The following is a 13,891-nucleotide window of genomic DNA, read 5'->3' on the forward strand; positions in this document are numbered from 1 at the left end:
AAAAAAGCAAATCTTTCACCCTTAAATTTTAGCAGATGAATAAGTTTTACCAGAAATTAAAAACCGTTATTACGGTTTTGTTATTTTGTATTGCGCCATCTATTTTATTAGCACAAAGCAAAATAAGCGGTACAGTTACCGACGAGAATCATTTACCATTACCCGGGGTAAGTGTGAGAATTAAAGAACAAAATAAAGGAACAGTTACAGATATTGAAGGCCGTTACATCATTTCTGCAAGTGCAGGTCAAACTCTTTCGTTTTCATTTATTGGTTACACTTCACAATCAGCAGTTGTTGGTGATAAAGCAGTGATCAATATAAGCCTAACCGGCGACAACAAAACATTAAACGAAGTTGTTGTAACCGCATTGGGTATTAAAAAGGAAACCAGGCGTGTTGGTTACGCTGTACAAACAGTTCAGGGTGATGCCTTAACTACAGCACGTGACCCTAACCCAATTGCAGGTTTAATAGGTAAGGTTGCCGGTGTATCGGTTGGTCCATCTGCCGAGTTATTGGGTAACCCTAACGTATTGATCCGTGGTAACCAGGTATCATTATATGTTGTGGATGGTTTTCCAATCAACACTGATACCTATAATATCAGCCCGGATGATATCGAAACTTATACCGTACTAAAAGGTCCTGCTGCGGCAGCGCTTTACGGTAGCCGTGCACAATATGGCGCTATCCTGATCACCACAAAAAAAGGTGATAAAAACAAAAAAGGCTTAACTGTTGATATCAACAGCAGTACTGTATTAAACTCGGGCTTTTTAGCATTCCCGCGTACTCAAAACTCTTACGGACCAGGCGAAAACACATTTTACGAATTTGTTGACGGTAAAGGTGGCGCAAGAGGTGGTGTTGATGGTGACTATGACGTTTGGGGTCCGTATTTTAACGGCCAGTTAATCCCTCAGTATGATAGCCCAATTATTAATGGTGTGCGCCAGGGTACCCCTTGGTTAGCCCGCGGTAAGGATAATCTTAAAAACTTTTTGCAGGTTGGTACACAAACCAACAACAACGTTGCATTAGGCGTTGTTGGCGATAATTACACAACCCGCTTTTCGGTTTCACAGCAACATCAAACCAGCTATATCCCTTCACAGTATTTAAATATTGCAAATGCCAACTTTTACGCGTCATTTACGCCAACTCCAAAATTGACATTTGAAGGTAACATTGATTTCAACAGACAATCAACTGATAATTTCCCTGATGTTCAATACGGCCCTAACAGTATTATCTATAACATCTCTATCTGGACCGGTGCCGACTGGGATGTTAATGCACCTGATATTAAAGCCATTTGGCAGCCAGGTAAAACAGGTGTTCAATCACAGTTTGAAGAATACCAACGTTACCACAACCCTTATTTGCTAACTCAAAAATGGACCCGTGGCCATTACAAAAATGACACTTACGGTTATTTGGGTGGTACTTATAAATTTAATGATAACCTGAATTTAAGGTTACGTTCGCAAATTGATACGTATAACATTTTACGTACCGAAGACCTTCCGTATTCTGCCCACCCATACGGCCGTGAAGGCAACCAGGGCGACTACCGCGAAGATCGCCGCGATTTGTTTGATAACAACACTGAGTTAATTTTGAACTACAACTATACCATTAAGAATTTCTTAAATCTTTCGGGTTTAGTAGGTTCAAACCTGCGTACCATGAGCTACAATTCAAACTGGGTATCTACCGACTATTTGAACGTGCCTGAGGTTTACGCTTTCAGCAACTCAAAAAACCCTGTACAAGCAACCAGCTTCCACTCATCTGAGCGTGTATTTAGCTACTACGCTTCGTTAGATATGTCGTTTGGTAAATATGCAACGTTATCAGCAACTTACCGCAGCGATCATACCAGCGCATTCCAAAACCCGGTCACTTATTTTTATCCAAGTGTATCAGTAGCTACCGTAGTTTCTGATTACGTTAAATTGCCAGAGGTAATTTCATTCCTGAAACTGCGTGGTTCATATGCCAACGTAAGGGCAGATGCTTCCAGCTCAACAATTGGTCCGGCCCCTTTCAGCGCTATAACTGCTTTCGGTGGTGGTCCAAATACCAATAATCCATTATTTACCAATCCACTGGGTTATGGCTCCACCTATGCATCACCTTACAACGGTCCGGATTATTCATTGAATACCTCATTTAGAACAGATAAGCCATATAACGGCCAAACAGCCGGTTATGCAACCGACTACCTGTATGCTAACAACATCAAAACATCTACCCGTGTAAACTACGAAGAAGGCTTTGATATTAAATTTCTGCAAAACCGTTTAGGTTTCAGCGGTAGCGCGTTTCAATACATTGACGGGCCGAGGATTTTCCCAAGTGCAATCTCAACCGCCACTGGTTATACTACACTTTATTTAAATACTTTAAAAACCAAGCGGTCTGGTTATGAAGGATCATTAGAGGGTACACCAATTAAAAACCTGGGTGGATTTACCTGGAATGTATTGGTGAACGTTGCGACCAATAAAGAAGTTTACAAGGAACTGCCTCCGGGTCAAGATGGTACCTATCAAGGTTATTATAAAGTTGGCGATCGTACTGATGTTTTACGCGGCAGTAAATTTTTACGGACTAAAGACGGCCAGATCATTAATGACGAAGCAGGTAAGCCAAGATCAGTAGGTGGCCAGGTATTGGGTAATATGAATGCTAAGTATAACTGGAGTATTGCCAACAAGATCAGGTACAAAAACTTAAGCATGGGCTTCCAGTTTGATGGTGCCGTTGGTGGTGTTATTATTGATTACATGCACAACAAAACAATGCGTGGTGGTGCAAATATTGAAACTGCTACTGGCGCACTTGGCGATGCTCGTTATAAAGACTGGAGAGACTACAACTACGATCACGTTGCAGGCTATAATGGCAGCTATGTTGGTCCGGGTGTAGTTGTATCAAACAAAGGTGCCGATGGTAAACCAGTACCAATCAACCTTGATTCACAAACCGGTGCCATAAAAAACTATGGCGATCTGCAATTTGCAAGTAACAAACAAACTGCCCTGGTTCAGGATTATGTGAGTAAATATTACAACGTTGATGAATCAAACCTGATGGATAAAACCTTCAGTAAATTACGTGAAGTTACCTTTAGCTACGATTTCCCTAAAGCATGGTTACAAAAAAGCTTTATCCAAAAAATCTCCGCTTCGCTTTACGGCCGTAACCTGTTGTATTTCTACAAAGACAAACGCTTTAAGGATGTGGATCTTGACCAATACAATGGTGTCCAGCCTCAAACTGTATTGCAATCGCCAACAGTACGTAGCTACGGCTTCAATTTAAATTTATCATTCTAATAACAGATGAATATGAAAAAGATTTTAAGCATTAATTTACTGGCAGTATTTATGATATTGACCGTAACAGGCTGTAAAAAGAGTTTCCAGGAATTAACCGTGAATGAAAACGTACCCACCGCGGTACCGGCCTCTTTATTACTTAACGGTGTATTGAACAACATTGCTGAATTTCCGGATGGCTCAAAGGAAATTTACTCACAATACTTTCTTTACAATTATGATTATTACGGCAACAACCGTTATGATTTTGGTAGCGGTGATAACTACTACACCACTTTAAAAAACGTGGTAGCTATGGAAGACCAGGCTGTTAAGGCAGGTGCCCCGGCTGTTAATCCATACAGTGCCCTGGGTAAGTTTTTCAGGGCCTATCTTTTCAGCAAAATGAGCATGGAAATGGGAGATATTCCGATGACTCAGGCTTTACAAGGCGAAAAGAATCTAACGCCTGCTTACGATTCGCAAAAAACAGTAATGACTCAATCATTGGCCTGGTTGGAAAGCGCCAATACTGATATCAACACCTTGATCGCATCAGGTAATACTACGCTTGCGGGTGATATTTATCTTGGCAACAATTTAGCTGCATGGCAAAAAGTTGTAAACTCATTCAGGATAAGATTATTAGTACAATTAAGCAAAAAAAATGGAGACATTGATGTTGCCGCGCAATTTGCAAAAGTAGTTGGTAGTCCTGCAATATATCCTATCATGACAAGCGCCGCTGATAACTTTCAGTATACTTTTGTGGTCCCAACCAATTACTATCCGCAAACACCTGATAATTTCGGTCAAAATGGTGGTCGTAAAAATTCATCAGCTACTTATATTGGCTTATTAACCAATTTAAAAGACCCGCGCGTATTTGTTACTGCCGAGCCTGCCCGTTACAACGTGGATAACCTGAAGGAAAGCCCTACCGCTTTTTCATCATTTATAGGTGCCGATCCCGGTTTGGATTTGGGCGTGATGTATAACAACGCATCGTTAGGAAAATACTCATTCATAAACAGAAAACATTACTATTCTACCTTCACAGGCGAGCCCGCTGTTCAGGTTGGCTATCCAGAACTAATGTTTAACATTGCCGAAGGTATTAATCGTGGCTGGGCAACCGGTAACGCCGAAGATTATTACATTAAAGGCATCCAGGCTTCATTCGCTTATTATAGTATCCCAACAGGCACTGGTACTTTTACAGCTTCGTTTTATCGTCCGGGTTCAACAAGTACTGCAAACCCTGCAAATTACGATACTTATCCTATCAATGTTAACTGGACTACTTACTACGCGCAATCGGGTGTTAAGTATAGTGCAGATGCGGCAGGGCTTACCAAAATATTACAGCAAAAATACCTGGCATTGTTCCGTCAGTCAGGCCTGGAGTCGTATTTCACCTATCGCCGTACTGGTGTACCAAACTTTACAACCGGACCAGGTACAGGTAATAGCACCCGTATCGCTTTACGTTTTCAATATCCCGGTTCTGAGCGTACTTCAAATGCTATTAATTATAACAAAGCATTGGCCGGCCAATACGGTGGTAACGATGATATAAATGGTGTTATGTACATTTTGAAATAGTTAAACATTTTTATATTAATATCAATAAAGGCTCCTTAACCGGGGCCTTTATTTTTAACTCAAAAAACCCATGAAAAAGTTTATTGCATTATTATTGTTCGGTGCCTCGTTCAGCACCTTATTAGCACAGAAGCATAAAACTCAAAATATAATAGTTGTTACACTTGATGGCTTTCGTTGGCAAGAACTTTATCGCGGCGCCGATTCGGCCATTATCAATTCAAAATTTACCAGCGATAAAGGAGGTATTACCAAGAAATTCTGGGCACCAACCCCTCAGGAACGCCGCAAGTTGCTGCTTCCATTTTTTTGGAATGTTATAGGGCAAGAAGGCCAGCTTTATGGCAACAGGGACGAGGGCAACAAAGATGAGGTTGCTAACCCATATCATTTTTCGTACCCTGGCTATAACGAAATATTCACCGGTTTCCCGGATGTAAAGATAAATTCTAACGATGAGGTATTTAATCCCAACGTTAACATATTTGAATACCTGAGCAAGCAAAAAGGATTTAAGAACCAGGTGGCCGTATTTTCATCATGGCAGCTTTTTCCTTTTATACTTAATGCAAATCGTTCCGGTTTAATGGTAAACTCGGGTTATACTAATTTTAATGATCCTAAGGCAAGCGAGCGGTTAAAATACTTGAACGAAATTCAACATAAAGTGCCAGAGATTATAGGCCCCGATGAGCGGCTTGATTTTTTAACTTTTGAATTTGGCTTTGAATATCTGAAACAATATAAACCGCGTGTACTGGTTTTAGGGTTTGATGAAACAGACGATTTGGCTCATGAGGGTAACTACAAGTTTTATTTGCAATCTGCCCATAAAGAGGATGGCTTTTTAGGTCAGTTATGGCAGTACATACAATCCGACCCGCAGTACAAAGACAAAACTACCTTGCTAATTACCTGTGACCATGGCCGGGGCGATGTACCTTTAGAAAACTGGCGCACCCACGGCACCGATACACCCAATTCAGAACAAACATGGTTTGCTGTAATCGGCCCCGATACTCCACCAACAGGCGTAATAAAAACACCAACTACCATTTATCATAAACAACTTGCACAAACCATAGCCAACCTGCTTGGATTTGATTTTAAAGCAGCCGCAGGTCATGAAGTTGGCGATGCAATTGGCAGTGTTACCCAAACTAAATAATTTTAATTATTTAGTTTGTACCCTATGAAAAGTAATCTATTAACCTTACTCATGTTATTAGGCGCAGGCAATTTTGCTTTGGCTCAAAAGCAAGTAAATATTTTGCAGGTACCGGGCATTAATCAATATAGTAAATTTGATACTGCCGGCACCTCTATTTTACCAAGTGGCAGGTTTATAACACCTGCAGGCAAAACCATCCGCATTACGCATGATCCATTTGGCCTCTCTGTTTCCCCAGATGGTAAAAAGGCAGTAACCCTGCATAATGGGGTTATAACACTCATTGACATTGCCTCTATGAATGGAATCAGGGTACCCGCTTATGGTAAAAAAATTGCCTCGCCTCTACCCAATGGCTCATTTTTAGGCGTTGCTTTTTCTCCCGATTCAAAAACCTTATACCTTAGTGGCGGCGATAACGGGGCCGTAATTGTTTATGATGCCGAAAAGTTTATTAAAACAGATTCCTTATCCCTCAACGGTAATATTGGCGGCAAGGAATATGATGACAGTTTTACATCCGACCTGCTTTTTAATAGCGATAAAAATGAACTGTTGGTACTTGATCGTGGTAACTTCCGTTTGGTAAGGATTGATCTGAGCACAAAAAAAATAACGGCATCAATTAATGCCGGCAGACAACCGTTTGGCCTGGCTTTAAGTCCGGATAAAAAAACTGCCTTTGTTGCCAACGTTGGTAGGTACGCCTACCCGCTCATCAGCGGCGCAACACCCAAAAATGCCGATTCAATCATGATATCGCAGCACCCCTATGGCGATAATACCAAAGAATCGCGCGAGGGAACGGTAATTGAAGGCAGAAAGATCCCGGGAGTTGGTGATCCGTTATCCCCCGAAGCGATGAGTGTTTTCACCATTGATTTAGCCAGCAATCAGGTTACAGATAAATTTAAAACCGGCCACCAGATTGGCCAAATGCTGGAGGATGCCGAAGTAACAGGTGGCGCAAGTCCAAATTCAATAGCTGTAGGCAGTCAATACGCCTATGTTACCAATGCCACCAATGATAATATTACCATTATTGATTACAAAAACCATAAGTTGCTGGGCGATATCCCAATTAAGGTTGATAATCGTATTGATAAATTCAGAGGGTTATTGCCTTTCGGTATCAGCATAAGCAAAGATGAAAAAACACTCTATGTTGCCCTTTTAGGCTTTAATGCCGTGGCAGTAATTGATATACCTACCAAAAGTACCAGAGGCCTTATTCCTACTGGCTGGGGAACTTCAAGAGTAAAGTTATCTGCCGATGAAAGCGAATTGTACATAACATCATGCCGCGGTTACGGTGCCGGCCCTAACGGCGGGCATGGCTTTGTAGCCCCACCGCAGGGTACCTATATTGGCGATATTCAATTGGGCACCTTTCAAAAAGTGGCCATGCCTACCGATGCGCAACTTGCAGCGTACACCCGGCAAGTTATAGGAAATACTTTTGTAAGTGAACCAATATCCGCAGTTACTAAAAACCCCTTGCCGGTATTGCCTGGTTCGTCACCTACACCAATAAAATACATCGTTTACATTACTAAAGAAAACCGTACTTATGATGAGGTCTTGGGGCAGCTAAAAAATGCCGATGGCGACAGCACCTTAGCCCGGTTTGGCGTGCATTGCGAATATACCTTACCAGATGCCTTAAAGGTAAAATTCCCAAATCTTGATGTTTCACCAAACCATATAAAAGCAGCCAAACAGTTTGCGTTTTCTGATAACTACTATTGCGATAGTGATGCATCCATACACGGGCATCACTGGATGATGGGCGTTATCCCTAACGAATGGGTTGAAGCTAATTCAAACGTAAGCAAAACAGCCAAGCTTTTCTCAAAAGCTCCAGGCCGTCGTTTCCCCGGTTCAACCGGAAGCATGGATCCTGAGGATTATGCAGAAACAGGCGGTTTATGGGAAGCTTTGGAACGTAAACATGTAGAGTTTTACAATTTTGGCGAAGCTAATGAAACCGCACACGTTCGCGAAGATTGGCAGGATGTAAACACCGGCGCCGCCCACCTTGTAATGGTACCTATGCAAAAGGCCTTATTTACCCGTACCAGCCACAATTACGCGGGCTTTAACACCAACATTCCCGATCAGTTTAGAATGGATCAATTTGAAGGTGAGTTCACCAAAATGTGGATAAAGGGCAAAAAGAAAATGCCTTCGCTTATTACTATGCAGGTACCCAATGATCACGGGGCCGATATAAGACCGAAAGATGGTTATCCCTACAGGCAATCATACATGGCTGATAATGACCTGGCCGTTGGCCGCATCCTTCACTTTTTATCGCGTACCAAATATTGGAAAAACATGCTGGTAATTATTACAGAGGATGACCCGCAAGGTGGAGTTGACCATATAGATGCGCACCGTTCCATCCTGATGCTGGCCGGGCCTTATGTTAAAAAAGGTTATGTGAGCCATACGCATGCCAATTTTGGATCGATATTAAAAACCATTTATAATATCCTTGATGTCCCTTATGTAAACCAATATGATGTTACCGCATCATTACTACAGGACTTTTTTACAGACAAGCCTGATTATACCCCTTACACTTTTGTGAAGAGCGATACCCGTGTATTTGATCCGCAGAAAGCAATGAGCCGTTACAACAAAACCATTAACTGGCGCAAAATTGAAAAGGGCCCCGAGATGGACGATGAGGATCGCGAACGCGAAGATCATTACAAACAGCAAAAAGGAAAAAAAACGTCGGGCACTATAGTTAATTAATAACCTTTTATCTACCTAAAAACAAATGCAATTTTCATTTATTTCATTCATAGCTTTTATTTTAAGCACAGGGGTTTTCACCCCAAACCCCGCTCCAAAATCAAAACATAAGTTTATAATAGCCGCTCACCGGGGAGATCATGTGATATATCCTGAAAATACACTGGAAGCCTACCGTCAAGCCATCAAAAACGAAGCCGATTATGTGGAGATTGACCTCCGCACCACCAAAGATGGTGAACTGGTGAGTATGCATGACGGCAGCATCAACCGCATGACCGATGGTAAAGGCAATGTTAAAGATTTCACACTTGCTCAATTACTGGAGTTAAAGGTAAAAAGTAAGGACACAAGTACTACGGAAGTTTTCCATATTCCAACCTTTAAACAGATCCTTTCATTGTGTAAAAACAAGATCAATATCTACCTGGATTTTAAAGCGGCCGATCCGGAGCTGGCCTACCAGGTGATAAAAGAATACGGTATGGAAAAACAGGTTTTGGTTTATATAAACAGTGCACCTCAGTTTACCGGCTGGCGCAAGGCAGCACCACAAATGCCGTTAATGCTGAGCTTACCCGATAGCGTTAAAACTGTGGCAGGCATGGATAGCTTTATTGACAAATACCATCCCGATATACTTGATGGTTCATACAATCAATATACTAATGATATGGTTGCACTGGCCGATAAATACCACATCCCGGTTTGGCCTGATATTCAAAGTGCAGGTGAAGGCCCGGCTGATTGGAACAAGGCACTGGACAAAGGGCTGAGAGGTTTACAAACCGACCACCCAGCCGCTTTGGTGAAGTTTTTAAAGGAGAAAGGTTTAAGGTAAAAGTTTTTTAGGTTAAGGATTTGCTATATATTTAAGCACATTTTTTAAAATGGAATATATAGCGAATCCTTATCTATTTGAATTAATTGAAAAGCATATAAAGTTTTTTGGGCGAAGTTTCTTTACTTCATTAGTAGTCATATTGATATATACACCTCTATTATATAAATCATCAGCGGGGTCAATTCTCTTTTTTGGTGGCCTTGAGTTTTTTTTTATTTTACTTTTAGTATCTATTAATTATGGCGTTACCTTATCCCGAAGTAAAAAGTTAAATAGGGTTGTAACGAATATATTTATCAATGGCCCTGAAATTACACTTATTACGGCACCAGTGAAAACACTTATATGGATTAATTTGCCGGCAATAAAACATACAATAAAAAAAAAGCATTTTTATAAAAGCAGCGAATATGAGTTAAAACAGCAAATGCAGGTAAGCGGTATGGTTTTAATGTTCGACTTTTTAACAGAACAGATCTATGTAATTACGGATTATTTTGATGAGGATATAGTGGATAAATTAAACCCTTAAACTATTTTTATTAATAAAGTTTTACCTCTGCCTGGGAACGAAAGGGTAAAATAAAACCTACCCATCAAAATGAAAACACTGGATGATCTGTTAATGCTTGGAGATGAACGTCTGTATCAAACCTCAACGCCGGTTTTAAAAACAGAGCTTCAGTTTGTAAAGGACTGGGTTGCTGATATGCACAACGTGATGGAGCAGATCAGGAATAAATATCATTTTGGCAGGGCCATTGCAGCGCCCCAGTTAGGTATTATGAAAAGGCTTATTTATATGAATATTGATAAGCCTGTAGTCTTTATAAATCCCGAAATTGTTGACCCAAGTGCAGACCTTTTTGAATTATGGGATGATTGCATGAGTTTCCCAAACTTGCTGGTTAAAGTAAAAAGGCATCAAAAAATAACCGTAAACTATCTTGACGAGCAATGGCAGCCACATCAATGGATAATGGACGGCAGTCTTTCAGAGTTGCTGCAGCATGAGTACGACCACTTAAACGGCGTTTTGTGCACCATGAGAGCTATTGACAATACCTCCTTTAAATGGAGGGCGTCCTAAAAAAGCGTCGAGTTGATCAGCGGTAGCTGAGTTCCCGGAACCATCCCATATCCCCTACCTTATTTTTGATAATCACTGGTATTCTCATTTCCCTTTATTAAATTGCCTGCTGTAAACCTTAGTGACCGCGCCTTGCCGTCAACATAATAACCAATTATTGAAACTTAACTTACAGCTATGTCTACCGATCGCAGAAAATTCCTAAAGCACCTGGGTACTTCCGTTTTGTTAACTTCCGCATCCCTCAGCAGTTTAGCAGCCAGGGAAGAAAATGAACTTAGAATATTGCGCGCCGAGAAACGCATCTCACCAAATGATAAGATCCGCATAGCAACCATAGGTATGGGTATCATGGGATTTAATGATACCCAAGCAGCATTAAGCGTTCCAGGTGTGGAGCTGATTGGCTGCTGCGATTTATACAAGGGACGGCTGGACAGGGCAAAGGAAGTTTACGGAGCAAGCCTTTTTACTACCGGCGATTATCGTGAAATATTAGCCCGTAAAGATGTGGATGCTGTAATTATTGCCACCAGCGATAACTGGCACAGCCAGATAGCTATTGATGCCATGCACAGCGGCAAAGCCGTTTACAGCGAAAAGCCCATGGTGCACAAAATAAGCCAGGGCCTTGCCGAAATAAAAGCGCAGCAGGATACCAAAATGGTTTTCCAGGTGGGCAGCCAGCGGGTAAGCAGTATTGCCTATAAAAAAGCTAAAGAGCTATATGATGCAGGCGCTATCGGCAAGATCAATTCTATAGAGGCTTCATTTAACCGGCAAAGCGCTTTGGGCGCCTGGCAATATACTATCCCTCTTGACGCATCGCCGCAAAGTGTGGATTGGGCCCGGTTTCAGTCAAACGCAAAAATGAAGTATGATTATGATAGCAAACGTTTCTTCAGGTGGAGGAACTACCGCGAATATGGTACCGGTGTTGCAGGCGACTTATTTGTCCACCTGCTTAGCGGCATCCATTTTATAACCGGCTCAAAAGGGCCCGAAAGGATATATTCTATCGGCGATCTGGCCTATTGGAAAGATGGCCGCAATGTGCCCGATGTGATGAGCGCGGTGATCCATTATGGCGAAACAAAAGAGCACCCTGCTTTCCAGGTAACGCTCCGGGTTAATTTCATTAGCGGTGAGGGCGACCATAGTACCACCAAAATTGTAGGCTCGGAAGGTGTAATGAACCTTATGGGCGATGATAGCTTTACCATCACCAAAAGTAAAATGCCGGTAGCCACCGGCATTGGCGGTTGGGATTCGCTATCAACCTTTACCGAAGCGCAACAGAAAGCTTTAACGAACGATTATAATAAACGCTTTTCGCAAGCCGATCAGCAAGCCCCTGCTATCCCCGGTATTACCTACAGGGCTCCGGAGGGTTACAATACCTCAAATGACCACTTTGCCAACTTCTTTGATTCCATCAGGACGGGTAAGCCTGTGGTTGAGGATGCGGTATTCGGGTTTAGGGCGGCAGCGCCTTGTTTAGCCTGTAACGATAGCTATTTTGAAAACAAGGTAATCCATTGGGATGCAGAGAATATGAAGATAGTGTAAGTAAACCTAACCGCGATATTAATCACCGGAAGCTAAAACTTTTTTCAGCAAGGGTATTTATCTTTAAACTAAAAAAGCGCCCCGTATCTCATTACGGGGACGCCTCATAGTATGCACTTACTATTCAACTAAATCTCAAGATATATGAAGAGATCTCAAGTCGTTTAATATTTTGGATGAAAAAAAACATGATCCTCCGAAGAAGAAATGACAAGCGACGAAAGACTTACGAAGTTTTTAAAACTTCGTAAGTCTGGGATTCTTAATGACATGTTATTTGCCCATAAAACTTTTTTTTGTCATCCTGAACGATAGTGAAGGATCTATTATCCATCATGTTTCTTCGCCCGGTACAGTCTGCGAATAGATCCTTCGTTCCTCAGGATGACAAACTTTTAGAACATCATCCTATCACTAATCACCTTAATTTACCCTTCTAAAATCGATAGCAGTAAGCTTGATACCCGTTGTTCCCAGGCTTGAACCGCCTGAACGGATAACCAGGTAAACCGTACCTGCAGTTGGGAACGAAACAACATTGCCTGTGCCTGCACATGACAGTGATGACAGTAATGCATCAAAAGGTGTTTTACCGCAACCATTCCAGGTGTTTAAGGCAATGCGTGTTCCGCCGTCGCTATAATCCTTGCCGGCCACAGGCGCAGCTTTACCAACGTAAACCTCAAACCAACAGTCGGTAGCGCCAGAACCGGCTACGTGCATGTCAATTTTATACTGTTTGTTGGCTCTTACCTCAAAGGTTTGGATAACACCCTGCTGCCCCCAATTACCTCCTGTTGCCAGTATACTGCCATCATCGTTCACTTTAAAGGTGACACCGTCGCCATACTTCACTATACTCCATTTGGTTTTATCAACCATGTTTGTTTTGGGGGTTACCGCGTCTATCAGTGCATCGGCATCAAAGTAGATGATCACCCTATTCATATCCGCGTTAATTTCCTGTTTTGATGAATTACTGATCTTAACACCCAACGCCAAAACTTTACCGCTATATTTATTCAGGTTAGCTATTTTAATTTTGGGTACAATGTTGCCTTTCATAATGTTGTTATCAAAAACAACGGAGTCCTTTGTTGCCAAAGTAAAATCGGTTGGGTCCATTGGGATGGTATTGGCAGGGAGTGCGCCCGATGTAACCAAGGCGGCGATGTTGCTGTTATCAACGCTTACATCTACGGTTAGGGGATCAAATCCCGATTCGCCGCCCCGGTAAACCGGAATAGCAAAATTAGCGGTATGCGCTATTGTATCCACAGCCAGCTTTGAATCGTTTAGGGCGGCAACAAGGCCGTTGGGCTTTTCTGCCTGCGGCAAATAAACCTTAACTGTTTTTGTGGTTTTTGGTCCCTGCAGATATTCCTGCTTACAGGATAATACCATTGTCAGCATAAAGCAAACCGACAACTTTAGTATTGTTGATGCATGAGTTTTCATAAAATATTTTTTACGTTAATAATTCAAATCATGAAGGATCATTGCACCAGGTGATGCAATGA

At 41.8% G+C, this 13,891-nt stretch carries 9 protein-coding genes; 8 read left to right on the plus strand and 1 reads right to left on the minus strand.

Going from position 1 to position 13,891, the window contains the following annotated elements; genetic code table 11:
• The first annotated feature begins 35 nt into the window (after positions 1-35).
• The 8 genes from Q0R88_RS00390 (at position 36) to Q0R88_RS00425 (ending at position 12,371) form a co-directional block, all read left to right on the plus strand.
• Positions 36-3,347: a SusC/RagA family TonB-linked outer membrane protein gene (locus tag Q0R88_RS00390; protein ID WP_295711084.1), complete on the plus strand. Its 3,312-nt coding sequence runs from the start codon at positions 36-38 to the stop codon at positions 3,345-3,347.
• A 12-nt stretch (positions 3,348-3,359) separates the two neighbouring features.
• The gene (locus tag Q0R88_RS00395; protein ID WP_295711086.1) at positions 3,360-4,934 is read left to right on the plus strand and encodes a SusD/RagB family nutrient-binding outer membrane lipoprotein; all 1,575 of its coding nucleotides are present in this window, start codon (positions 3,360-3,362) and stop codon (positions 4,932-4,934) included.
• A gap of 70 nt (positions 4,935-5,004) precedes the next feature.
• On the plus strand, positions 5,005-6,102 hold the full coding sequence (locus Q0R88_RS00400) for an alkaline phosphatase family protein (protein ID WP_295711089.1): 1,098 nt from the start codon (positions 5,005-5,007) through the stop codon (positions 6,100-6,102).
• Positions 6,103-6,126: 24 nt separating this feature from the next.
• A complete protein-coding gene (locus Q0R88_RS00405; protein WP_295711092.1) occupies positions 6,127-8,868 on the plus strand; it encodes a hypothetical protein in 2,742 nt (913 codons plus the stop codon).
• A gap of 25 nt (positions 8,869-8,893) precedes the next feature.
• Positions 8,894-9,709 (plus strand): glycerophosphodiester phosphodiesterase family protein, encoded by an 816-nt coding sequence (locus tag Q0R88_RS00410; protein ID WP_295711094.1) that lies wholly within the window; start codon positions 8,894-8,896, stop codon positions 9,707-9,709.
• A gap of 334 nt (positions 9,710-10,043) precedes the next feature.
• Entirely contained in the window at positions 10,044-10,244 is a 201-nt protein-coding gene (locus tag Q0R88_RS00415) for a hypothetical protein (RefSeq protein ID WP_295711096.1), read from the plus strand.
• Between the two features lie 69 nt (positions 10,245-10,313).
• A complete protein-coding gene (locus Q0R88_RS00420) occupies positions 10,314-10,802 on the plus strand; it encodes a peptide deformylase (protein ID WP_295711099.1) in 489 nt (162 codons plus the stop codon).
• Positions 10,803-10,979: 177 nt separating this feature from the next.
• Positions 10,980-12,371, plus strand: a complete 1,392-nt coding sequence (locus Q0R88_RS00425) for a Gfo/Idh/MocA family oxidoreductase (protein WP_295711102.1) — start codon at positions 10,980-10,982, stop codon at positions 12,369-12,371.
• Positions 12,372-12,794: 423 nt separating this feature from the next.
• On the opposite strand, the gene Q0R88_RS00430 is transcribed toward Q0R88_RS00425, so the two are convergent.
• On the minus strand, positions 12,795-13,829 hold the full coding sequence (locus tag Q0R88_RS00430; protein WP_295711105.1) for a DUF1735 domain-containing protein: 1,035 nt from the start codon (positions 13,827-13,829) through the stop codon (positions 12,795-12,797).
• Between the last annotated feature and the right edge of the window lie 62 nt (positions 13,830-13,891).

Origin of the sequence: Mucilaginibacter sp. (genome assembly GCF_025362475.1) — a bacterium.
Taxonomy (GTDB): Bacteria; Bacteroidota; Bacteroidia; order Sphingobacteriales; family Sphingobacteriaceae; genus Mucilaginibacter.

Bases quoted from the DNA above. Each gene is read 5' to 3' on its own strand.
- Q0R88_RS00400 (WP_295711089.1), top strand. From the start codon at position 5,005: ATGAAAAAGTTTATTGCATTATTATTGTTCGGTGCCTCGTTCAGCACC.
- Q0R88_RS00430 (WP_295711105.1), bottom strand. From the start codon at position 13,829: ATGAAAACTCATGCATCAACAATACTAAAGTTGTCGGTTTGCTTTATG.
- Q0R88_RS00390 (WP_295711084.1), top strand. From the start codon at position 36: ATGAATAAGTTTTACCAGAAATTAAAAACCGTTATTACGGTTTTGTTA.
- Q0R88_RS00395 (WP_295711086.1), top strand. From the start codon at position 3,360: ATGAAAAAGATTTTAAGCATTAATTTACTGGCAGTATTTATGATATTG.
- Q0R88_RS00410 (WP_295711094.1), top strand. From the start codon at position 8,894: ATGCAATTTTCATTTATTTCATTCATAGCTTTTATTTTAAGCACAGGG.
- Q0R88_RS00420 (WP_295711099.1), top strand. From the start codon at position 10,314: ATGAAAACACTGGATGATCTGTTAATGCTTGGAGATGAACGTCTGTAT.
- Q0R88_RS00425 (WP_295711102.1), top strand. From the start codon at position 10,980: ATGTCTACCGATCGCAGAAAATTCCTAAAGCACCTGGGTACTTCCGTT.
- Q0R88_RS00405 (WP_295711092.1), top strand. From the start codon at position 6,127: ATGAAAAGTAATCTATTAACCTTACTCATGTTATTAGGCGCAGGCAAT.